Source organism: Kouleothrix sp. (assembly GCF_046328425.1).
GTDB lineage: Bacteria > Chloroflexota > Chloroflexia > Chloroflexales > Roseiflexaceae > Kouleothrix.
Genome location: NZ_JAXLWP010000036.1, coordinates 20898 through 42600 on the forward strand (window position 1 = coordinate 20898; position 21703 = coordinate 42600).

Below are 21703 nucleotides of genomic sequence, written 5' to 3' on the forward strand. Positions count from 1 at the left end.
TGCCACGTCAGGTGGCGTGCTCGTCGAGCCATACGCGCGCCGAGTTCCACACCGCCGCGCGCTCGGCCTCGCGCGGCAGCTGGTGGCCGCTGCGCTCGAACCAGACCAGGCGCGTATCGCGCGCGGCGACGCCACTCGCCACCAGATCGGCGCTGCGTGGGTCGACGGTGGTGTCGAGGCGGCCCTGCATGATCAAGGTTGGCGCGGCGACGCGGGCCATGTCGCGCCGGGCGGCGCGCTGCAGCCGCGCCAGCTGGTAAAGCGAGCCGATCGGCACGCGCGCCTCGCGGCGGAGCGCCTCGACCACCGCCGGGTCGTCGAGGTTGGCGTCGGGGGCGCGCTCAAGCACCGCCGCGCGCACCGCAGGGTCGGCGAAGTTGGCGCGCGCGAGCGGGTAGTACCACGGCACCACGTACTGCAGCAGCCCGGCCAGCGGCAGCAGAGCGCCGCCGCGCAGCCGCAGCGCCGGGGCCAGCAGGATGATCCCGGCCAGCGGCTCGCGCGCCGCCAGCCGCAGCGCCAGCAGGCCGCCGGCCGAGAAGCCGCAGACAAACAGCGTGCGGCAATGCGCGCGCAGCCGGTCGAGCCCCTCCGCGGCCGAGGCCAGCCAGTCGTCGCTGGTGGCGCCGAGCAGGTCGCTGGGTGGCCCGCCGTGCCCGGCCAGCAGGGGGCCGTGGGTGGTGTAGCCGGCGCTGGCGAGGGCCTGGGCCATGGGCAGCAGCTCGGCCGGGGTGCCGCTGTAGCCGTGCAGCATCAGCACGCCCACCGGGCCGCGCCGCTCGAAAAATGTGCCGGCGGTTTGTTCAGCCATTACGCAATCACCACGTTGCCAAAGAACTCAGGGCAGCGGCAGCACCAGCGTAAACGTGCTGCCCTGGCCGAACACGCTCTGCAGCTCGATCTCGCCGCCGAGCAGCCCGGCCAGCCTGCGCGACAGCCGCAGCCCCAGCCCGGTGCCCTCGCGGTCGCGCGCCGCGAGCGAGTGCACGCGGCCGAACTCCTCGAACAGCCTGGCCTGATCCTCGGCGCGGATGCCAATGCCGGTGTCGTGCACGCGCACGATCACAGCGCTGCCCTGGCCCGCCGGCGGCAGTCGCGCGGCAAGCTCGATCCGCACCTCGCCGGTGTCGGTGAACTTGATCGCATTGTTCACCAGGTTGATCAGGATCTGGCCGAGCACGCGCGCGTCGCTGGTGATCGTCAGCCGCTCGTCGGGGGCGTCGACGGCGAAGCCCAGGCCCTTTTGTGCGGCCAGCGGGCGCAGGCTGGCGGCCACCTCGTCGATCACTGCCTGGCACTCGATCGGCTCGAGCCGCAGCTCGACCTTGCCGGCCTCGATGCGCGCCAGGTCGAGAATATCGTTGATCAGCGCGAGCAGGTGCTTGGCGCTGCGCTGCACAGTCGTGAGCTGGCGCTCCTGGTCGGCGGTGAGCGGGCCGGGCAGGCGCATGAGCATCGTGCCGGTGAAGCCAAGGATGGCGTTGAGCGGCGTGCGCAGCTCGTGCGAGATGCTTGCCAGGAACTCGCTCTTGGCGCGGTTGGCGCGGTCGGCCTCGGCGCGGGCCTGGCGCGCCGCCGCGAACAGCTGCGCGTTCTCGATGGCGAGGCCGGCGCGGTCGGCGAGGTCTTGCAGAAACGCCACATCCTCGGCGCAGTACGGGTGGCCGGGCCGGTCGCGCGAGACGCCGAGGGTGCCGAGGATGCGCCCACGCGCACGCAGCGGCACGATCAGCAAGCTGTGCAGGCCGTAGCGCTCGAGGTAGGGCAGGTACGCCGGCGTGAGCCACTCGTTGGCCTGCTCGGCGCTGATGCTTGGCAGCAGCAGCGGCTCGCCGCTCTGTACCACCTTGACAGCCACGCCCTGGCTTGCGGGATACCACGAGCTAAACAGGGTACGTATAAACACAATGGCCTGCGGGTCCGGGTGGCTGATCCCCACGGCCTGCATCGACTGGCGATCTTCGGAAAGCACCGTGAGGATCGTCGCGTCGCCGATCAGCAGCGCGACGTGCTCGGCGACGGTGTCGAACAGCGGCTGGAGCTCGTGGCCGGCTTCGGCCAGCGCCTTCGACAGCGTGGCGAGCGCGGTGGCGCGGCCGGCGCTGGCCTGCACCTGCTGCTGCAGCTGCAGCCGCTCGGCGATCTGGATCTGCAGCGTATCGTGCGAGCGCGCCAGGTCGGAGGTGCGCGCGGCCACGCGCCGCTCGAGGTCGGTGTTGAGCTGGTGCAGCTGGGCCTCTGCGTGCTTGCGCGCGGTGATGTCGAGGATAATGCCCTGCAGCAGCAGTGGCTGGCCGCTCTCGCTGCGCACCAGCACCGCTTCGTCGGCGAGCCATACCGCCTTGCCGTCGGGCGCCAGTATCCGAAACTCCGAGAGCTGCGGCGTATCGCTTGTGGCGCGCGCCATATCGGCGATCGTCTGGTCGATATCGCGCGGGTACACCTGGGCCAGCCAGCGGCGCGGCTCGGCCACCCACTCCGCCGAGGCGAAGCCGAGCGCCTGGGCGATCTGTTTGCTCACATACAGCAGGCTGTCGTAGCCATCAATGCCGATCTGGTAGACAATCGCCGGAATATGCTCGATCAGCGTACGGTACTTCGTATCGGCCTCGTGCAGCGCCTGCTCGGCCTGGCGGCGCTCGGTAATATCGCGATAGTTAAACACCATCGCGCCGATGCCGGGCTCGGCCAGCAGGTTGCTGATCGTGCTTTCGATCCAGCGCCAGCTGCCGTCTTTATGGCGGAAGCGGTACTGCGTGGTGATGTTCTGGCCGGGCTGGCGCATCAGCCCGATCAGCGCCTCAAGCAGCGCCGGCAGGTCTTCCGGGTGGGTCAGCTCGGACGGGTCGCGGCCGAGCATCTCGTGGGCCGGGTATCCGGTGATGCGCTCGGTCGAAGCGCTCACGTACAGTACCAGGCCGCGCGCATTGATCATGGTAATGCCGTCGGGCGCGTGCTCGATCAGCGCGCGAAAGCGCTGCTCGCTCTGGCGCAGCTGCTGCTCGGCGTAGCGCTGCGCGCGGCGCAGGCGGCGCTGCTCGATCGCCTGGGCCACGGCAGTGCCGAGGCGCGCCAGCCGATCTTTGAGCAGGTAGTCGGTCGCGCCCTGGCGCAGGGCGTGCACGGCCAGGTCCTCGCCGAGCGTGCTCGACAGCACAATAAAAGGAATATCGAGGCCGCGCGCGCGCAGCAGCTCAAGCGCGCGCAGCGCGCTGAACCCCGGCAGGGCATAGCTCGCCAGGATCACGTCGAGCGCCGGGTTGAGCGCATCCATATATTCGGCTTCGCCCTCGACCACGCGGTAATTGGCGGTAAAGCCGGCCTGGCGCAGCTCGTGTGCGATCCGCTCGGTGTCGGCGGGATGATCTTCGAGAATGAGGGCGTGGAGCGGTGTATGCATCGAAGCCTCCGGCACTGGCATGGTGTGGATCGGTCGCCGATACGAATCTTGATGCGGCAGCTAGCCCGCATGGTGTACCGAACGGTGCAGCGAACATCCAGGGCCGCTGGGGGATGTCTGGTGCCGTGCACTGCCGCGCATTGCACGGCGGTAGCTGTTCGCCAAAGGCGGGCATGAGCGCAGAGCGCAGAGCGATGGAGCGTAGAACATTCGGCCGTCCTGGGGCGTGTTAGGGTGACCTCACGATCAGCATCTCCGCTCTTGTAGCATAGGGTATAAGTATAAACCATTCTTTGCGTGCTGTACATTGCGTTACAAAACCATTACAGCCGGGCTGGTTTGGCGGGAAATCCGGCGGTTGGCAATTGACAAGCACCTATGCGGCGGCTACGATCAGGTATATCGCGCTGATAGACCAGCGCCATCCCTGCGAAGCAACGGCGCCGCACACCTCTGAGGGTGTACAATTCACACCAATCGTTGGCGTAGACGCTATCACCCTCTGTGCATCTGCGGATGATCGCTCTATGAGAAGCCGATGTCGCTGCGCTTTCAGCAAAAACTGATCATCCCGGCCGATCGGCGCCCGCTAATCGAGCGCCCGCGCCTGCTCGGCGAGCTCGAACAGGCGATCAGCGCGCGCCGCGTGGTGGCGCTGGCCGCGCCGGCCGGCTGGGGCAAAACCACGACGCTGGCGCAGTGGGCGGCGGTGAGCAGCCTGCCGGTGGCGTGGTACACGCTCGACGCGAGCGACCGCGACCCGAAGCTGTTTCTCGACTACCTGCTGCACAGCGTGGCGGAGTTTGTGCCGGGCGCGGCCGACCTGCTGGCGCGCCTGGCCGCCGCGCCGCCGCAGGGTCTGCCCGAGCTGATCCACGCCGCCGCGCTGGCGATCTCGGCGGCGCGCGCGCCGTTCGCGCTGATCCTCGACGACTTCCACGTATTCGACGACGCGCCGCCGCAGGGGCTGCCGGGCGCGGTGCTGATCTTCGACCTGCTGGCCTCGGTGGCGCAGTACGCCGCCAACTGCCACCTGGTGCTGGTGTCGCGCACGCTGCCGGCGCTGCACGGCCTGGTACGCATGGTGGCGCAGCAGCGCGCGGCGGTGTTCGACTATACCGCGCTGCAGTTCAGCGCGGCCGAGATCCAGCAGCTGGCCGGCCAATCGTACGCGCTGACGCTTTCCGACGCGCACGCCGAGCAGCTGCTCGACCGGCTGGGCGGCTGGGTCACCGGCATTGTGCTGTCGCTCGACCGTGTATCCCGGCCGGGCGCGGTGCAGCCCGGCGTGCCGCTGGCGGCGGTGCCGATCGAGGCCGACACCGGGCAGGTCTACGCGTTTTTCGCCGAGCAGATCATCGCGCCGCTGGCGCCCGAGCTGCGGCGCTTCCTCGAAGACACCAGCGTGCTCGAAGATCTCTCGCCGCAGCGCTGCGAGGCGCTCTGCCGCAGCGGCGACGCCGCCGACCTGTTCGACGAAGTCAAGCGCTACGGGCTGTTTGTGTCGAGCCGCGCCGGCTGGCTCTCGTACCACAGCCTGTTTCGCGAGTTTCTGCGCTCGCGGCTGGCGCGCGACCCGCAGCGCGAGCGCCGGCTGCTGCTGCACGCCGCCGAGCTGTACCGCGAGGAAGACGACCTCGAGCGCGCGATCGGCTGCTTTCTGGCCGCCGGCGCCGACGAGCAGGCTTTTGCGCTGCTGCGGCTCTCCATCCCGCGCTTCCGCCAGCGCTCGCGCCAGATGACGCTGCTGGCCTGTTTCGAGCGCCTCGGGCAGGGGCTGGGCGAGGGCGCATGGGAACTGGCGCGCCAGGTTGCCGGCAATCCGCCGCTTGTAAACCCTGGCGCCACGCTGCTGCCTGCCGATCTGCTGCTGGCCCAGGCGCGGGTCTATAGCGACCTGGCGCTGTGGGAGCGGGCCTACCTGGCGATCGAGATGGTCGAGGCCACCGGCGACGCGGCCACGCGCTGGGAGGCGCTGATGCTGCGCGCCGATTTCCTGAACCTGCAGGGCGACTACGCGCGCGCGCGCGCGGCGCTGGCCGAGCTGGACCCCACCGATCTGCCGCCGCGCCTGCAGCTCGAGTTTCATATCATCGACGGGCGCGTGCGCATTCTCAGCGGCGAGCTGCCTGGCGCAATCGCGGCGCTCGAGCAGGCGCGCGTGCTAGCGCCGCTCGACGACCCGGCCGTGCTCGCCGATATTCACGACAACCTGGGCTGGGCCTATGCCACGCAGGGCGACCGGCCGGCGGCGCTGCGGCACTTGAAGCAGGCCGACGCGTGCTGGCAGGCCTCGGGCAACCAGGGCCGCCGTGCGCTAACGCTGAATAACCTCGGCGCGCTGGCTACCGAAGAGGGCCGCTACGACGAAGCCCGCGACGCGATCGAGGCCGGGCTGCTGATCGCGCGCCAGACCTCGCGCCGCCGCGAGGAAACGTTGCTGCGCTGCAGCGTGGCCGATATCGACCTGGCCGAGGGCGATCTCGACCAGGCGCTGGCGCGCTTCACCGAGGCGCACACCCTGAGCATGCGCATGGATGTGAGCAGCAGCGTCGAGGCCGCTGCCGTGGGCGCGCTGTGGGCCGCTGCGCTGCAGGGCGATGTGGCGGTGGCGCAGGCCTGGCTCGATATTGCCTCGTCGCTTGGCTTGCCCGGCCAGCCCGAGACGCGCGGCCGCCTGGCGCTGGGGCACGCGCTGCTGTGCATGCGCCAGCGCCGCCCGAGCATAGCGCAGGTGGCCGAGCTGGCGGCCGATGCGGCGGCTACCAGCACGTTTCTCAGCGCGGCCGAGCTGGCCTACCTCGCGCTGCTGCAGGCGGCGCTGCGCTTCGAGGCCGAGGGATGGCCGGCGGCGGGGCAGCTGTGGGCGCTGTTCGCCGAGCGCGCGCGCCGCGTGCCCGAGCTGCTGCTGGTGCGGATGGGTAGCGCGCACCTGCCGCTGCTGGCCACCGCCGCCAGCGGCGACGCGCTGGCGCGCCGGCTGCTGGGGCTGCTGCGCCAGCCCAGCCCTACGCGCTGGCGCGTCGGCGCGCTCGGATCGTTTGTGTGCATGGTCGACGGCCAGGAGTGCGAGCTTTCGTCGCTGCACCGCGCGCTGCTGGTGCGGCTGCTCGACGCCGGCCCCGGCGGGCTGGCGGTCGAGCGGCTGTGGGAGGCGGTGTGGGGCGAGGGCGAGCTGTCGATGCCGGCGCTGCACCAGGCGCTGCGTCGCCTGCGGGTGCAGACGGGGCTGGCGGTGGCGGCGCGCGACGGGCACTGCGCCATCCGCAGCCCGTGGGAGGCGATCGACTACGACGTGCGCCGCTTCGAGCAGGCGCTCGCGCCGCCGATCGAGCGCGAGGCCGTGCAGCGTGCAATCACGCTGTATCGCGGCGAATTTCTGCCTGGCGCGCCGCTCAGCGCCGCGCTGTGGGTCGAGCCGCGCCGGGCGCACCTGCAGGAGCGCTACCTCGACGCGCTTGAGCAGCTGGCGCGCGCCGTCGAGCGCGACGCGCCGCAGCTGGCGATCCACTACTACCAGCAGGTGCTCCAGGTCGACGGCTGCCGCGAGCAGACGGCGGCGCAGCTGATGCGGCTGGCCGCGCGCTTCGGCAACCGCTCGCTGGTGAACGCGACGTTTGAGCACCTGAAAGGCGCGCTGCGTAGCCTCGGCGCCGCGCCCGAGCCGGCCACCGCCGCGCTGTACCAGCAGCTGCACTAGGGCTTGGAAGCCCGGCGGCTATGGCCCGGCGGCCGGCAGCGTAAAGTAGAACAGGCTGCCGTGGCCCGGCGCGCTCTCGACGCCGGCAGTGCCGCCGAGCTTGTCGACCACGCGCTGCACGATCGCCAGGCCCAGCCCGTGGCCCTCGGATGGCGAGGCGTACAGCCGGCTGAACGGCACAAACAGCTTCTTCAAGTCGTCGGGCGCGATGCCCGGGCCGCTGTCGCGCACCCAGAAGCGCACCATCCCACCGGCGGCGCGGTCGGCGCCCAGCGTAACCCGTGGCGCGCTGCCGCCATACTTCAGCGCATTGCTGAGGTAGTTATCCCAGATCTGCTCAACCCACGGCGCGTAGCCGATCGTCTCGGGCCAGGCGTCGGGCAGCGCGACCGTGGCCCCGGTGGCGGCGATCAGCGGAGCCTGGTGCTCGAGCACGGCCGCGACGATCGCCGTCATCGGCACCGGGCCGAGCGGAATATCGCGGCGCGCGCGCACATTCGCCAGCAGCATAAAATCGTTGATAATCGCCGCCATCTTGTCGCTCAGGCGCGCGATATCGGCCAGGAAGCCCTGCACCTCCGCGCCGCTCAGCGTGGCGTAGTCGGTCTGCAAGATCTCGTTGTAGCCGATCAGGCCAGTGAGCGGGGTTTTCAGGTCGTGGGCAACCATGTAGGCAAATGCGTCGAGCTCGGCGTTGTGGTTTTGCAGTGCCAGCTCGGCCTGCTTGCGCTCGGCGATCTCGTGAAGCGCGGTGGCGTAGAGGTTGGCGTTGTCGAGCACCAGCGCGGCCAGGTGCGAGAAAGCCATGCCCTTGCGCACGTCGTCGGCCGTGAAGTGCTGGCCGGGGCGGGTGCGGCCCATGGCCAGTACGCCCAGGCACTCGCTGCCGATTAGGATCGGGAAATCGGCTACCGCGCGCAGGCCGATCGCGTCGTAGATCGAGCGGTGGCTGGCCCAGGCTGAGTAATCCTCGAGCACGGCGGGCTGGTGCGTATCGTAGGCCTGCCACGAGAGCCGCGCCTGGCTGCGCGAGACGCGATCGCCGGCGAGAAACGCCTGGTTTGCAGTGAACGCCTGAACCGCAAGCTCGTCGCCCTCTCTGAGCAGCAGCTCGCCATACGGCGCGTCGAGCACAATCGCGGCGCGGTCGACAACCGCCTGCAGCAGGTCGGCGAGCGTGCGCCGGTCGAGCAGCTCGAGGGTCGTCTGGTGCAGCAGCGTGAGGAACTCTTTCTGCTCGGCCTCGTAGCGGCTGGCCGCCAGCGCCTGCGCGTGAGCCTGCGCCAGCGCGGCGGTGCGCTCGGCCACGCGCCGCTCAAGATCGGCGCGCGCGGCAGCTTCGAGCTGCCAGGCTGCTTGGAGGTGGCGAAGCAGCACGGCGACGCCAACCTGCATCGAGCCGACGGTGAGTATAAACACCAGGCAGGTGGTGAGCACCGACGAGTGCGAGAGCGGGCGCAGCGCGCCGCTGATCGGGCTGAACAGGCCGAGCACGAACAGCTCGCCGACGGCGACCAGCGACAGGATGGTCAGCGCCAGCGCAACCGCGCCGATCTTCCAATCGAAGAACAGCAGCCCCGAGAGCGCGAAGGCGAACAGAAAGGCGTGCGCGTCTTCGCTGTAGCCGAAGTTCAGCAGCTCGTTCAGGCCCAGCAGGTAGATACCGGCCAGCACCACCCCGGCGCGCACGCGGTAGTCGAGCCCGCGCCACAGCGCCAGGCAGCCGATCAGCGCGAGGATGAAGGACTGCAGCACGATCAGGCTATACAGGCGGGCGTTGTAGAGTGTGGCTGCGGTGAGCAGAAATGTCAGCAGGCCGAACAGCGCCTCGGCGCGCAGCAGCAGCGTGAGCAGCTGCTCGCGGGCCTGCCAGAAGCTTGCTGGCAGGCCCGGCAAGGCCAGCCCTGGCAGCGGATTTGGCATGAGAACATCGCGCAGGTGTATGCGCGGTGCGGAGCGAGTGGCGCCAACATCCTCCGGCGTCGCGGGCGAAGGCATAGTTTCTTCCTCGTCAGCAGTGCAAGGAAACGCATTATACATCGGGCCGGGGGCGCTCAAACAAACGCGCCGCCGTCGAGCGTCCACTCGGCGCGGCGCAGCCACTCGGCGAAGGCTGCGGGCTGATCGGCGACGCGCGCCAGGATGCAGCCAATCTGGCCGATCGCCAGCGCCCGCGCGTCGGCCGGGCTGACGTGCGGGGCGGTGGGGTTGCCGGCGCGGTAGCGCTCGGCGAAGTGCGGCCACAGCTCGCCGGCCGCGCGCCAGCGCAGCGTCCATCCAACCCATGCCAGGTCGATCAGCGGGCTGCCCCACCCGGCCCACTCCCAGTCGAGCAGCGTCGCGCTATGGGGATGCCAGAGCAAGTTGTGGGCCCCGGCGTCGCCGTGCACCAGCGCCGCGCCCGCGTACCAGGCCGGGTGGCTCAGGCCGGCGGCCAGCGCGTCGCGCAGCGCGGCGGGCAGCCCCAGCTCCGGCAGGCGTAGCAGCGCCTGGCGCGCGCGCGCGGCCAGCAGGAGATCGGGCGTGGGCGGCGGCAGCGCGGCCTGGTGCACCTGGGCGAGCAGCTCGGCCAGCGCGCCCACGGCGGCGTAGCGCTCGGCCAGCGGCGCGGCGTAGAGCGCGACCCCCGGCGCGCCGGGGCGCGCCAGCGTCAGCGCGATCGTCCACTCGGCGTCGTCGAGCAGCGCCAGCAGTGTGGGGGCAGGCAGGCCGCGGCCGGCAAGCAGGCGCAGCACCGCCGCCTCGCGGCGCAGGTCGGCGCGCTTGGCGGGCAGTGCGGCGGCCTTGGCAACGCAGCGGTGCGCGCCGATCGTGGCGAAGGCGCTGTGGTGTGAGAAGCCGCCGCTTGTTGGCGCCATGTCGGCGGGTGGGCTAGCGGGAAACGCGGCGGCGATGCGCGCGAGCACTGGTTCTGGTAGAATCATAGTGGCAAGAAAACGCTCCTGTGGCGGCCGCCACAAGAGCTTCAGTGACTCTAGTATAGCACAGGCGCGCGCAAAAGAAAACCCTCAAACGTCTGATGTTTTCGGCACGCCCGTGCGATATTCTGTGGCAGTGCGCGTGGCAGCGCCACGCCAGCGTTCGAGCATGGAGGAGCTGGAACCCGATGCGATCGACGAATCGCGCATATCGGCCACCGCCGATCCCCGACGACCCCGCAATCATCCAGAATGAGCTGACCGAGGCCCACGAGACGATCCACCGCCTGCTGCGCCAGATCAGCAAGGAGCAGTCGCGCTGCGCTGAGGTGACGCGCGCCTACAACAAGACGGTGTCGAGCCTGGTCGAGGCGACGCGCGAGAACGCGGCGCTCGAGCACGAGCGCGACCTGTGGAGGGCCCGCGCCGAGAGCGCGGCGGCGCCGTTCCAGATCGGCGGGCTGACGCTCGATCTGACGCCGGCCGAGGTCAGCGCGATCCGCAAGGCGATGGCCCGGCTGCACCACCCCGACGCCGGCGGCGACATCGAGCGCATGAAAGCCTGGAACGCTGCGCTCGACCCGCTCGACGACTAGTACGGCGCTGAACACTTGCTGTATGTGGGGGTTTGGGGGCGGCAAAGCCGCCCGCCTTCTTATTGTGTTGCACTACGTGGCGACGAGCCACGTAGTGCTAACATAATCTATACGTGTAGGAGTTACGCACTTCCGTGATTGGCATCCTCACAGTACGCGATTGAGCCTGCTGCAGCTCTTTTTGCAATGCTCTGCCCAGCGAAGCCGGGCAGAGCATTGCAAAAGAAAGAGATCAAGCGGAGCTGCTAGACCGGCGTGAGCCCAGCTGGTGGCGGTTGCTGGCCGCCGAGATAGTAGCGGCGGTTCTCGTCGATGTAGAAGCGGAAATCGGCCGCCCAGGCGCCGCGCGGGTCGTAGCCGAGCAGCGCGGCCAGCCCGCCGAACAGCGTGGGGTTCATTGCGGCGAAGGCGTGTGGGCTGCGCAGGAACAGCTCGAGGTAGCCGGCGATGAACTCGGTGTCGTTCTGGAACACGTAGGGGTGGCCGATCGGCAGATCGGCGTCGCCGGACGCGCCCGCGCGGCGGCGGTTGTAGCGCTCCAGCTCGGTGCGCTTGCCCGCCAGAAACAGCTCGCGGGCGCGCGGCGTGTAGCACGCGCCGTCGCTCGGGCGCATGCCCGGCAGCAGCCCGGCGCTGCGGCCGAACGCGGCGCGCCCGGCGTCGAAGTGATCGAGCATGTGGCCGAACTCGTGCAGCAGCGGCGCGACGCCCGGCGCGCGGCCGTAGAACCCCTCGTAGACGCGCGCCAGCAGCAGCTGCACCGCGCCGGTGGCGGCGTTGTAGCAGCCGCCGGCCACGCCGCCGCCCTCGGCGAACGCGCGCGGCGTGGTGTAGAGCCGGAACGGCCGCGGCGACGCCAGCAGGCGCGCCAGGATATCGCGGCGGAAGAAAAAGATCTCGGCCACCTGGCCGGCGACAATCCAGCGCGTGTCGCGCGGCAGATCGTGCGTGGCCTCGCGCCGGCCCTCGCCGATCAGCCGCAGGTCGAAGTGCGGGTGATCGGCTAGCGCGCCGGCCAGGGCGTAAAGCTCGGCCTGGCCTGCAGCGTCGAGCATGGTCGTGAGCGGGAAGTAGCCCGCGAGCGCGGCCGGCGCGCCGGCGATGAAAAACGCCAGCGCGGCCAGCTGGGGCTGGTAGCCGCCGCCGCTGCGCCGCGCGTACTCGGCCAGCGCCTCGCGCAGCGCCGCGCCGCTCAACGCGCCCGCGCCCGGCACACCGGCCACCGCGTCGCCGGGCGCGAGCAGGGTGGTGCCAACCCGCGCGCCGCGCGCCTCGGCGGCGACCGGCTGGTAGAAACAGTCGGCGAAATCGAGCATGGCCTGCACCCCGTGCTGCTGAAAAGCTGCCCCACCATTATGATACGCCAAGACGGCCGATCGCGCGCGGCGCAGTGACTTTTGCGGCTGCTCCGCGTCTTTTGCAACAACCGCGTGGCGCGCAGCGTCGAAGCGGAGAGAACATTCGTTTCATTGTCGAGCTTGCTGGCGTGCTCAACCTTCGGCTGAATTGTATGCGGTTGTTCCGTGCTAAGGCGGAACAACCGCATACAGAAGATGAAGAAGTACCATGCTGCCGCAGGCTCAATCTTGTCGCTTGAGGCAGCCGAAGTGCGCAACTGCGTAGCTCCTAATTGTATTGAAGAGGCAGCATGAACCCAGCCGACCTGACCAACTTTCTCGGCACGCTGGTGCGCAGCCAGCTGAAGCTGAGCACGATGATCTGGGGCCCGCCGGGCATCGGCAAATCGAGCATCGTGGCGCAGGTGGCCGCCGCGCACGGCCTGGAATGCATCGACCTGCGGCTCTCGCAGCTGGCGCCGACCGACCTGCGCGGCCTGCCGGTGGCCAAGGCCGGGCGCTCGCACTGGTACCCGCCCGAGTTCCTGCCGGGCGCGGGCGCGGGCGTGCTGTTTCTCGACGAGATCAACATGGCCCCGCCGACGATGCAGGGCATGGCCCAGCAGCTGATCCTCGACCGCAAGGTTGGTAGCTACAGCGTGCCCGAGGGCTGGTTTATCTGGGCGGCCGGCAACCGCGAGGAAGATCGCGCCGCCGTGTTCGACATGCCCGCGCCGCTGGCCAACCGCTTTCTGCATGTCGAGGTATCGCCCGACTTCGAGAACTTCAAGGCGTACGCCCTGGCGCGCGGCCTGCACGAGCACGTGGTAGCGTTTCTGTCGTTCCGGCCGGCGCTGCTGCACAAGAGCGAGGCGCTGCAGCCGGCGTGGCCCTCGCCGCGCTCGTGGGAGATGGCCAGCCAGCTGCATGCGATCGGCCTGGACGTGGCGGCGGCCGTCGGCGCGCCAACCGCCAGCGAGTTCAACGCGTTTGTCGGGCTGTATGGGCGCCTGCCCGACATCGAGCAGATCCTGGCGGGCCACGGCGACGGCATCGCCTTCCCCGACGAGCCTTCGGTGCGCTACGCCACCACCGTGGGCCTGACGGCGCGCGCGGCCGACGCGCAGGCGGGCTACCACGCGCTGCGCTGGCTGGCACGCGTGGCTGCCGGCGAGTGGGTGCAGCTATGCGCGGCCGACCTGTTCAAGCTGATGCGCGCCAAAGGCCAGTGGCGCCGGCTCAAGCAGATCATTGGGCAGGACGCCGAGCTGCGCGCGTGGTTTGCCGAGCACCAGCGCCTGCTCGAAGAGCCCTCGGCTGGGGCGGGCGACATCGCCTTCTTCCGGTAGTACACTGCTGCCGCAGGCTCAATCTCGTCGCTTGGGGAAGCCGAACAGCGCAAGTGCGTAACTCCTAAGAGCCTCTTTGAAAAGGTGCGCGAGGGGCTATGCCCCTCGCCTGCCCTTCTGGCGGGTGGCGGCCACATTCGTGGCCGCACCCGCCAGAACAAGTGGATACGTGGATTTGGTATCTGTGTTCTCTGTGTCTCTGTGGTGAGTAAAATCCCGTTGTAATACCAAGCCCGGAGCCTTTATGCAGCTCGACCCGAACACCGCCCAGATCGTAAGCGCCTCGCTGCTGCGCATGCACGCCCGCAGCGCGTTCTTCACCTCGCTGGCGCTGTTCGCGCGCTTCGAGGTGAGCTTCGAGATCCCCACCGCCGCCACCGACGGCCGCACGATCTTCGTCAACCCGCGCTTCTTCGACACGCTCACCACCGCCGAGCAGGACGCCGTGCTGGTGCACGAGGTGCTGCACGCCGCGCTGCTGCACGTGCCGCGGCGCGGCGGCCGCGACCCGCGCCTGTGGAACATCGCCGCCGACTACGTGGTGAACGGCATGCTGGCGCACGAGGGCTACAGCCTGCCGGCCGGCGGGCTGCGCAACCAGCAGCTCGAGCACCTGAGCGTCGAGGAGGTGTACGAGCAGCTGCTGCGCGATCAGCAGCAGGAAGACGAGCAGCCGCAGCCCGACCTGCTCGACGCCCGCCCTGCCGACGCGCAGTCCGGCGACGAGCCGGGCGAGCCGGCCGACGCCGAGGCGCGCAAGCGGGCGCTCGAGAAGCACTGGGGCCAGGCGCACGAGCAGGCGAAGATCGTGGCCGAGGGCACCACGATCGGCAAGGCGCCCGCCGGGCTGGCGCGCGAGCTGGGCAGCCTGGTGCCCTCGAAGCTCGACTGGCGCAGCTACCTGTGGCGCTACCTGGTGCAGACGCCGACCGACTTCCAGCACTTCGACCGGCGCTTTGTCGGGCGCGGCATGTACCTGGAAACGATTTCGGGCGAGCACCTCAATGTGCTGCTGGCCGTCGATACCAGCGGCTCGATCGACCGGGCAGCCGTCGAGCTGTTTCTTGGCGAGGTGCGCGGCATCCTGCGGGCCTACCCGCACCTGCGCTGCGACCTGTACTACGCCGACGCGGCGCTGTACGGCCCGCACCGGCTCACGCCAAGCTCGCCGCTGCCGCCGGTGCAGGGCGGCGGCGGAACCGACTTCCGGCCATTCTTCGAGCGCATCCCGAAATACCGCCCGCCGTGGGAGCCGTCGGTGGCGATCTACCTTACCGACGGCTATGGCGAGTTTCCCGAGCGCCCGCCGCGCTGCCCGGTGCTGTGGGTGGTGACGCCCGGCGGCATGGCGCTGGATCGCTTCCCGTTCGGCCAGACGGTGCGCCTGCTGCCGAGCGCAAAGTAGCACGCCGGGCGGGGGCAAAGCTGCGCTTTCGCCTACTCCTCGGTGGGGAGCCCTGCGGTGTAGCGCAGCCACACCTCGTAGGCCTGCAGCTCGGCCACGCCCGGCCGCGAGAACACCACATCGTAGTGCGGGCCTACGCCGCCGCGCGTGTCGTTGGTGTCCCACGCGCGAATCACAAAGTGCTGCGACCCAACCAGCACCGCCAGCTTGTCTTCGAGCGCGAACGCCGGCACATCCTCAAGCGCCCTGGCGTGCAGCCGCGCGCCGCGCGCCTCGCCCTCCCAGCGCGTGTCGATCGTCAGGCTCTGGCCGCTCGCCGCGATCTCCCAGACGTGCGCCGGCGCATCGTAGCCCTGCGTCTCGCCGATCCAGCGGCCGGCAAACAGCGCCGCGTGCTTCTCCGCGTTGCTCATATGCTCACTCCCATGTCGCGTCGCCAAAGAACTCGCCGTGGTCGCGCGCGAGAAACGCCTCGATCGCCGCGCGCTTGTCGCCCAGGCGGAACTCGGAGCCGTGGCCGGGGTAGCACACCGTGTCGTCGTGCCAGCCCAGGATCACGTCGCGCAGGACGCGCAGCGTGGTCTTGAAATCAGCCGCCGAGGTGGTGCGGCCCGGCCCGCCGTCGAAGATCGTATCGCCGACGACGACGCGGCGGTCGCCCTCGATCGCATAGCACAGCATGTCGGGCAGGTGGCCGGGCGTGGCGATGGCGCGCAGCGTGTGGCGGCCAACCGCGACCGTGTCGCCGTCGGCCAGCACGCGGTCGGCGGCGAGCTGCAAGCTTTTGAAGTACGGCCCGGCGTGCGCCAGCAGCGGCACGCCCAGGCGCGCGCGCATCGGCTCAAGCGCGCCGACGTGGTCGGGGTGGGTGTGCGTGAGCAGAATGGCCACCGGCGCGCTGCCGGCGAGCATCGCGTCGAGCGCCGCAGGGTCGGCGCCGGGGTCGATCAGCACGCTGGCGCGCGTGTCGGGGCACACCAGCGCGTAGCTGTTCATGGACCAGGGCCCGACCGCGCGAGTGCGCAGCTCCATGGCGTTCTGCTGGGGCATATAGGCTCCTCTCTCAAACAGCTTCTGAGTAAACTTATACCAACTCCGTTTGATTACTTGCTTGTGCGGCGCCCGGCTTTGCCGGGCGCCACAAGAAAAGAATAGGTGGCGGCGAAGCCGCCCTGAACCCCCACCATAATCCAAGCGATCAGCCGGATTTGGTACTAGGAGTTACGCACTTGCGCTTTTCGGCTTCCTCAAGCGACGAGATTGCATAAACTATTGTATCATAGCGCCATCCCGAACGAGCAGATGGCGGAGGCGACGATGAGCACATTCGACCCGCAGGCAAGCGTGTGCCCGCGGTTTTCGGCGGCCGAGGCGCAGGCGCTGGCGCGCGAGCACTACGGCGTGAGCGCGCTGAAGGTCAGGCCGCTGGGCAGCTTTCAGGATCAAAACTTCCAGCTTGTGGGCGACGACGGCCGCGAGTTCGTGCTGAAGATCGCCAACGCCGCCACAAGCTTCGACGAGCTAGATCTGCAGAACCGTGCGCTGGCGCACCTGGCCGCGCGCGACGCCGCCTTCCCCACGCCGCGGCTGATCGCGGCGCGCGGCGGCGACGATATGCCGGTGGCCGAGCGCGACGGCGAGCGCTACTTTGTGCGCCTGCTGACGTTCATGCCCGGCCGGATGCTCGCGCATATCACCAGCGCGCCCGGCCCGGCGCTGCTGGCCACGATCGGCCAATTCGCCGGAGTGCTGGCGCACCGGCTGCGCGGCTTCGACCACCCGGCCGGTGCGCATGTGAGCCAGTGGGACATGCGCCACGCGCCCGAGGTGGTGCGCGCGTTTCTGCCGTACGTGGCCGCGCCCGAGCACCGCGCGCTGATCGGGCTCATGCTCGAACGCTACGAGGCTCACGCCGCGCCGCTGCTGGCCCGGCTGCCCACCAGCATGATCCACTGCGACATCACCAGCTACAACCTGCTGCTGAGCCACGACGACACCGGGCGGCTGGCGGTGTCGGGGCTGATTGACTTCGGCGATATGGTGCGCAGCTACACCATCGGCGAGCTGGCGGTGGCCGTCTCGGAGGGTGCGCTTTCGGGTGCGTATGAGCCGCTGGCCGCTGCCGCGCCGATGGTGGTGGCCTACCACCGCGAGCGCCCGCTCGGCGACGACGAGCTGGCGGTGCTGTTCCCGATGGTGTGCCTGCGCCGCTGCGTGGTGGCTGTGAGCGTGGCCCAGCAGCTGCACTTCGAGCCCGAGAACGCGTATGTGCGCGAGCTGAGCGAGCAGGACTGGCCGGTGCTGCGCCAGCTGCGCGACATCGCGCCCGAGCTGGCGCTGGCGAGCCTGCGCGCGGCCTGTGGCCTTGAGCCATACGCTGGCGCTGCGGCGGTGCGGGGCTGGCTGGCCGAGAACCACGGCCGGATGGCGCCGGTGGTGCCGCCCGAGCTGCTGGACGGCGCGCCCGCGCTCGACCTGGGCGTCGGCTCGGAGCTGCTGCGCGACGGGGTGTGGCAGCAGCCTCGGCGCTGCGCGCCGCGCTCGGCACAGGCCCCGCGCTCGGGCGCTACGGCGAGGTGCGCCTGCCCTACAGCCGGCCCGACACGCCCGACGAGCCGGCGGCGCTGCACCTTGGCGCCGACATACTGCTGCCGCCGGGCACGCCGGTGCGCGGCGCTGGCCGGGTAGTGGAGCGGGCCGACGCGCGCGAGCTGATCGTGCGGCACGCGCCGGGGCCGGGCGTGGCGTTCTTCACGCGCTACGCCGGCGTGCTGCCGCGCGCCGAGCTGCCGGCCGGCGCCGAGATCGCCGCCGGCGAACCTATCGCGGCCGTGGCCGAGGCAGGCGACGAGTCGTTTCTGCCCCCGCACCTGCACCTGCAGATCGGCTGCGCGCTGCTGGATGGCCGGCTGCCCGGCCTGGGGCAGGCGCGCTCGCGCGCCGCCTGGCTGAGCCTGTGCCCCGACCCAAGCGCCGTGCTGGGCCGCGCCGCGCCGGCCGCGCCCGCGCAGGCCAGCGCCGCCGAGCTGCTGGCGCGGCGCGGGCGCGTGGTGCAGCGGGCGCAGGAGTACTACTACCAGCAGCCCATGCGGATCGTGCGCGGATGGCGGCAGTACCTGTACGACGACGCCGGGCGCGCCTACCTCGACGCGATCAACAACGTCGCGCATGTTGGCCATGGCCACCCGCGCGTGGTGGCGGCGGCGCACCGCCAGATGGCGCTGCTGAACACCAACTCGCGCTTCCTCTACGGCAGCATGGTCGAGTACGCCGAGCGCCTGACGGCGCTGCTGCCCGATCCGCTGCGGGTGGTGTTCTTTGTGTGCACCGGCAGCGAGGCCAACGACCTGGCGCTGCGGCTGGCGCGCGCCTACACCCGCCAGCACGACGTGATCGTGATCGACGGCGAGTACCACGGCAACACCACCGCCGTAGACGAGATCAGCACCTCGCTGCTCGACAACCCGGCCGCCAAGGACACCCGGCCGTGGGTGCACGCCGTGATGCGGCCGAACACCTACCGTGGCCCCTACGGCGCCGACGACCCGGCGTGCGGCGAAAAGTACGCGGCCGAGGTGCGCGCCGCGATCGAGCGCGTGCGCGCGCAGGGCCGCAGCCCGGCGGCGTTCTTCACCGAAGGGCTGCTTGGCTCGTCGGGCGGGATCGCCCTGCCCGACGGCTATCTGCCGCACGTCTACGCCGCAGTGCGCGCGGCCGGGGGCGTGTGCATCGCCGACGAGGTGCAGGTGGGCTTTGGCCGCGTCGGCACGCACTTCTGGGCCTTCGAGACGCAGGGCGTCGTGCCGGACATTGTGACGATGGGCAAGCCGATCGGCAACGGCCACCCGCTCTCGGCCGTGGTGACGACGCCGGCGATCGCCGAGGCGTTTCGCGCCACCACCAGCTACTTCAACACCTACGGCGGCAACCCGGTGTCGTGCGAGGTGGGCATGGCCGTGCTCGACGTGATCGAGCAGGAGGGGCTGCAGGCCAGCGCGCTGGAGGTTGGGCGCCACTTCAAAGCCGCGCTGCGCGACCTGATGGGCCGGCACGCGCTGATCGGCGCGGTGTACGGCCTGGGCATGTATATGGGCGTCGAGCTGGTGCGCGACCGCGACACCAAGCAGCCTGCCACCGCCGAGGCGCTGGCGCTGGCCGAGCGCATGCGCGAGCTGGGCGTGATCGTCTACCCCACCGGCGATCACTACAACATCTTGAAGATCAAGCCGCCGCTGGTGTTCAGCCGGGCCAATGCCGAGTTCTTCGCGGCGATGCTCGATCGCGCGCTGCGCGAGGGCGTGGCGGTGTAGCCGCCTGCAGCAGCATGGTGGGGGTGTGGGCGCGGCTTCGCCGCCTCCGAAATTCCTTACGGGTTACGCACGTGCGTGATTCGGCTTCCTCACGGTACGAGATTGAGCCTGCGGCAGCACGGTACGTGTGCATCTTCTGTGTCCATTTTCCGCGCGCAGCGCGGAAAATGGACACGATACTATGGATATACTATCGCCGGAGGCTGTATCATTCGCTGTCGCGCCGGGCCTGCTCGCGGCGCGGGCTCAGCCCCAGGCTAAACACCTCGGGCCCCTTGAAGATCCGGTACAAAAAGTACAGCGACGGGAACAGCAGCAGCGCGCCCACCGCGAGCGCGATCAACAGCAGCCGCAGCGTCACGGGCGGGGCGGCCGCGTCGGCGATCGTGATATGCGGCTCGACCAGGTAGGGGAACTGCGCCGCCGCCCAGCCAAGCATAATCAGCGTGATCTGCGCGGCCGCCAGCCCGCGCGCCAGCAGGTAGTGCCGCGTCCACAGCGCGCCGATTGCGCCCACCGCCGCCACGCCGGTGGCGACCTGCAGCGGCAAGGCCCAGGCGCTGGCGCTGATGCCGGCGCGGATGCGCGGCGCGCCGGCGCCCGAGAGCAAGAACACCAGCAGCGCCAGCACGCCCACAGCCACCGCCGCGCCGAGCGCGCGCCGCCGGAAATCCTCGCGCAGCGCCGTGTCGGTCGCCTCGACGGTAAGGTACACCGCGGCCAGGAACGCGAACAGCACCAGCGCGAAGCCGCCGACCGCCCACGGGAACGGCGCCAGCCACGCCGCGAAGAAGCCGCTCGTCACCACGCCACCCTCGACGGTGATCGTGCCCGAGGCGATCGCGCCGATGCACACCCCCAGCATGATCGGCGTGATCACGCTGGCGATCGCGAACACCCGGCTCCAGCGGCGCTGCACCGCGTCGGCCTGCGAGTCGTAGGTACGAAAGGTGAAGGCCGCGCCGCGCAGCACAATCCCGATCAGCATGATCGTCAGCGGGATGTGCAGCGCGGTCATGATCGCCACGAACGCGGGCGGGAACGCCGTGAACAGCAGCACGATCACCAAGATCACCCAGACGTGGTTGGCCTCCCAGATCGGGCCGATCGCGCTGGCGATCAGCGCGCGCTGCTGCTGCGCGCGCGGCCCGCCGGCCAGCAGGTCCCACACGCCGCCGCCAAAGTCGGCGCCGGCCAGCAGCGCGTAGAAGATCAGCGCGGCCAGCATGATCGCGGCGACCACCAGCTCAAGCGATGGCATGCCCGGCCTCCTCGTGCTGGCCGTGGCCTTCGGCGTGCGGCGCGTTGATGATCTGCGTCCACATCAGCCAGGCGACCACGGCCGCCAGAAACAGGTACAGGATCGTGAAGGTGGTGAACGTCACCGCCAGCCCGGGCATGGGCGTGACGGCGTCGGCGGTGCGCACCAGGCCGTAGATCACCCAGGGCTGGCGGCCGACCTCGGTGACCACCCAGCCGGCCTCGATCGCCACGAAGCCCAGCGGCCCGCCCAGCACGATCAGCCAGAGCAGCCAGCGCTGGCGCGGCAGCCCGCGGCGGCGCCAGGCCAGCAGCGCGCACAGCAGCCCCAGGCCCATCAGCGCCATGCCGGCCGCCACCATGACCTGGAACGCCAGGTGCACCACCACCGGGTTGGGCCGATCCTCGGGCTTGAACTGGTCGAGGCCTACCACCTCGGCGTCGAAGTCGCCGTGCGCCAGGAAGCTCAGCCCGCGCGGGATCTCAAGCGCGTAGCGCGTCGTCTCGCTCGCTGGGTCGGGCAGGCCGCCGATCCGCAGCGGCGCGCCGCGCTCGGTGCGGAACTGGCCCTCGAGCGCGGCAAGCTTGGCCGGCTGGGTCTTGGCCACCACCTTGGCGCTGTGGTCGCCGCTGATCGGCTGGAGCACGGCGCTGATGGCCAGCACCCACAGCGCGATGCCCAGCGCCCGCCGGTGAAAGCGATCGGCGGGGTGGCGCAGCAGCATAAAGGCGTGGATGCCGGCCACGGCTGCGGCGGTGGCCAGGTAGGCCGCGATGGTCATGTGCAGCGTCTGCTGGAACCAGCTGGGGTTGAACATCGCCGCCACCGGGTCGATGTCGGCCGGCTGGCCGCCCTGCATGCGGAAGCCGGTGGGCGTGTTCATCCAGGCGTTGGCCATCACCACGAACACGCCCGAGATCGCGCCGCTGATCGCGGTGAGCGCGCCCGCCAGCCAGTGCACGCGCGGCGACACGCGCTTCCAGCCGTACAGGTACACGCCAAGAAAGATCGCTTCGGTGAAGAACGCAAAGCCCTCGAGCGAGAACGGCATGCCGATGATCGGGCCGGCAAAGCGCATGAAGCCCGGCCACAGCAGCCCCAGCTCGAACGACAGCACCGTGCCCGACACCGCGCCCACCGCGAAGAGGATGGCGGTGCCTTTGGCCCAGCGCTTCGCCAGCGTCAGGTAGGTTTCGTCGCGCGTGCGCAGCCACAGCCCCTCGGCCACCACCATCAGCAGCGGCATGCCGATGCCGACCGCCGCGAAGATAATGTGGAACGCCAGCGACATGGCCATCTGCGAGCGCGCAGCTAGAAGATCGGACATATGCTCCCCTTTCCCCCTGTATCCCTCGTGCCCGCCGGTAGATGGGCAGCGGCAGGCCCCCGACCATTATAGCCAGGGCGCGCTGCTGCCGCAAACCGCC

The 21703-nt window shown here is 70.1% G+C and carries 15 protein-coding genes; 6 read left to right on the forward strand and 9 right to left on the reverse strand.

Annotation, left to right across the window (positions count from 1 at the left end):
• Window positions 1-7 precede the first annotated feature (7 nt).
• Window positions 8-811, reverse strand: a complete 804-nt coding sequence (locus U0177_RS25530; protein ID WP_409573497.1) for an alpha/beta hydrolase — start codon at window positions 809-811, stop codon at window positions 8-10.
• 27 nt (window positions 812-838) lie between these two features.
• Window positions 839-3400 carry a PAS domain S-box protein gene (locus tag U0177_RS25535; RefSeq protein WP_409573498.1) on the reverse strand — a complete coding sequence of 854 codons (2562 nt, stop codon included), beginning with the start codon at window positions 3398-3400 and terminating at the stop codon, window positions 839-841.
• A 538-nt stretch (window positions 3401-3938) separates the two neighbouring features.
• On the opposite strand from U0177_RS25535, the gene U0177_RS25540 reads away from it, so the two are divergent.
• Window positions 3939-7100 carry a transcriptional regulator gene (locus U0177_RS25540; RefSeq protein WP_409573499.1) on the forward strand — a complete coding sequence of 1054 codons (3162 nt, stop codon included), beginning with the start codon at window positions 3939-3941 and terminating at the stop codon, window positions 7098-7100.
• A gap of 18 nt (window positions 7101-7118) precedes the next feature.
• Here U0177_RS25540 and U0177_RS25545 read toward each other — a convergent pair whose 3' ends face one another.
• Both U0177_RS25545 and U0177_RS25550 read right to left on the reverse strand, forming a co-directional pair.
• Window positions 7119-9023 carry a sensor histidine kinase gene (locus U0177_RS25545; protein ID WP_409573500.1) on the reverse strand — a complete coding sequence of 635 codons (1905 nt, stop codon included), beginning with the start codon at window positions 9021-9023 and terminating at the stop codon, window positions 7119-7121.
• A 131-nt stretch (window positions 9024-9154) separates the two neighbouring features.
• Window positions 9155-10024 (reverse strand): phosphotransferase family protein, encoded by an 870-nt coding sequence (locus U0177_RS25550; RefSeq protein ID WP_409573501.1) that lies wholly within the window; start codon window positions 10022-10024, stop codon window positions 9155-9157.
• Between the two features lie 182 nt (window positions 10025-10206).
• On the opposite strand from U0177_RS25550, the gene U0177_RS25555 reads away from it, so the two are divergent.
• Window positions 10207-10614 carry a hypothetical protein gene (locus U0177_RS25555; RefSeq protein WP_409573502.1) on the forward strand — a complete coding sequence of 136 codons (408 nt, stop codon included), beginning with the start codon at window positions 10207-10209 and terminating at the stop codon, window positions 10612-10614.
• Between the two features lie 245 nt (window positions 10615-10859).
• Here U0177_RS25555 and U0177_RS25560 read toward each other — a convergent pair whose 3' ends face one another.
• Window positions 10860-11930 (reverse strand): hypothetical protein, encoded by a 1071-nt coding sequence (locus U0177_RS25560; RefSeq protein WP_409573503.1) that lies wholly within the window; start codon window positions 11928-11930, stop codon window positions 10860-10862.
• A gap of 332 nt (window positions 11931-12262) precedes the next feature.
• Between U0177_RS25560 and U0177_RS25565 the strand changes: the two genes are divergently transcribed.
• Window positions 12263-13300, forward strand: coding sequence for an ATP-binding protein (locus U0177_RS25565; protein ID WP_409573504.1), 1038 nt, complete (start codon window positions 12263-12265; stop codon window positions 13298-13300).
• 244 nt (window positions 13301-13544) lie between these two features.
• Window positions 13545-14705 (forward strand): DUF2201 family putative metallopeptidase, encoded by a 1161-nt coding sequence (locus U0177_RS25570; protein ID WP_409573505.1) that lies wholly within the window; start codon window positions 13545-13547, stop codon window positions 14703-14705.
• Between the two features lie 32 nt (window positions 14706-14737).
• Here the strand turns inward: U0177_RS25570 and U0177_RS25575 are convergent, their stop codons facing one another.
• Both U0177_RS25575 and U0177_RS25580 read right to left on the reverse strand, forming a co-directional pair.
• Window positions 14738-15118: a hypothetical protein gene (locus U0177_RS25575; protein ID WP_409573506.1), complete on the reverse strand. Its 381-nt coding sequence runs from the start codon at window positions 15116-15118 to the stop codon at window positions 14738-14740.
• Window positions 15119-15122: 4 nt separating this feature from the next.
• Window positions 15123-15755: an MBL fold metallo-hydrolase gene (locus U0177_RS25580; protein ID WP_409573507.1), complete on the reverse strand. Its 633-nt coding sequence runs from the start codon at window positions 15753-15755 to the stop codon at window positions 15123-15125.
• Window positions 15756-16022: 267 nt separating this feature from the next.
• On the opposite strand from U0177_RS25580, the gene U0177_RS25585 reads away from it, so the two are divergent.
• Window positions 16023-17393 carry a phosphotransferase gene (locus U0177_RS25585; RefSeq protein WP_409573508.1) on the forward strand — a complete coding sequence of 457 codons (1371 nt, stop codon included), beginning with the start codon at window positions 16023-16025 and terminating at the stop codon, window positions 17391-17393.
• A 398-nt stretch (window positions 17394-17791) separates the two neighbouring features.
• Window positions 17792-19015: an aminotransferase class III-fold pyridoxal phosphate-dependent enzyme gene (locus U0177_RS25590; protein ID WP_409573535.1), complete on the forward strand. Its 1224-nt coding sequence runs from the start codon at window positions 17792-17794 to the stop codon at window positions 19013-19015.
• Between the two features lie 208 nt (window positions 19016-19223).
• On the opposite strand, the gene U0177_RS25595 is transcribed toward U0177_RS25590, so the two are convergent.
• Complete coding sequence (locus U0177_RS25595) at window positions 19224-20276, reverse strand: cytochrome d ubiquinol oxidase subunit II (protein WP_409573509.1); 1053 nt, start codon at window positions 20274-20276, stop codon at window positions 19224-19226.
• Window positions 20263-21603: a cytochrome ubiquinol oxidase subunit I gene (locus U0177_RS25600; protein ID WP_409573510.1), complete on the reverse strand. Its 1341-nt coding sequence runs from the start codon at window positions 21601-21603 to the stop codon at window positions 20263-20265. The genes U0177_RS25595 and U0177_RS25600 overlap by 14 nt, the downstream gene beginning before the upstream one ends.
• Window positions 21604-21703: the final 100 nt, after the last annotated feature.

What these genes read in the sequence shown, in the direction of transcription:
- U0177_RS25600 (WP_409573510.1), bottom strand. Translation starts at nt 21,603, where the DNA reads ATGTCCGATCTTCTAGCTGCGCGCTCGCAGATGGCCATGTCGCTGGCG.
- U0177_RS25550 (WP_409573501.1), bottom strand. Translation starts at nt 10,024, where the DNA reads ATGATTCTACCAGAACCAGTGCTCGCGCGCATCGCCGCCGCGTTTCCC.
- U0177_RS25535 (WP_409573498.1), bottom strand. Translation starts at nt 3,400, where the DNA reads ATGCATACACCGCTCCACGCCCTCATTCTCGAAGATCATCCCGCCGAC.
- U0177_RS25580 (WP_409573507.1), bottom strand. Translation starts at nt 15,755, where the DNA reads ATGCCCCAGCAGAACGCCATGGAGCTGCGCACTCGCGCGGTCGGGCCC.
- U0177_RS25555 (WP_409573502.1), top strand. Translation starts at nt 10,207, where the DNA reads ATGCGATCGACGAATCGCGCATATCGGCCACCGCCGATCCCCGACGAC.
- U0177_RS25570 (WP_409573505.1), top strand. Translation starts at nt 13,545, where the DNA reads ATGCAGCTCGACCCGAACACCGCCCAGATCGTAAGCGCCTCGCTGCTG.
- U0177_RS25530 (WP_409573497.1), bottom strand. Translation starts at nt 811, where the DNA reads ATGGCTGAACAAACCGCCGGCACATTTTTCGAGCGGCGCGGCCCGGTG.
- U0177_RS25565 (WP_409573504.1), top strand. Translation starts at nt 12,263, where the DNA reads ATGAACCCAGCCGACCTGACCAACTTTCTCGGCACGCTGGTGCGCAGC.
- U0177_RS25575 (WP_409573506.1), bottom strand. Translation starts at nt 15,118, where the DNA reads ATGAGCAACGCGGAGAAGCACGCGGCGCTGTTTGCCGGCCGCTGGATC.
- U0177_RS25545 (WP_409573500.1), bottom strand. Translation starts at nt 9,023, where the DNA reads ATGCCAAATCCGCTGCCAGGGCTGGCCTTGCCGGGCCTGCCAGCAAGC.
- U0177_RS25540 (WP_409573499.1), top strand. Translation starts at nt 3,939, where the DNA reads ATGTCGCTGCGCTTTCAGCAAAAACTGATCATCCCGGCCGATCGGCGC.
- U0177_RS25560 (WP_409573503.1), bottom strand. Translation starts at nt 11,930, where the DNA reads ATGCTCGATTTCGCCGACTGTTTCTACCAGCCGGTCGCCGCCGAGGCG.
- U0177_RS25585 (WP_409573508.1), top strand. Translation starts at nt 16,023, where the DNA reads ATGAGCACATTCGACCCGCAGGCAAGCGTGTGCCCGCGGTTTTCGGCG.
- U0177_RS25595 (WP_409573509.1), bottom strand. Translation starts at nt 20,276, where the DNA reads ATGCCATCGCTTGAGCTGGTGGTCGCCGCGATCATGCTGGCCGCGCTG.
- U0177_RS25590 (WP_409573535.1), top strand. Translation starts at nt 17,792, where the DNA reads ATGCGGATCGTGCGCGGATGGCGGCAGTACCTGTACGACGACGCCGGG.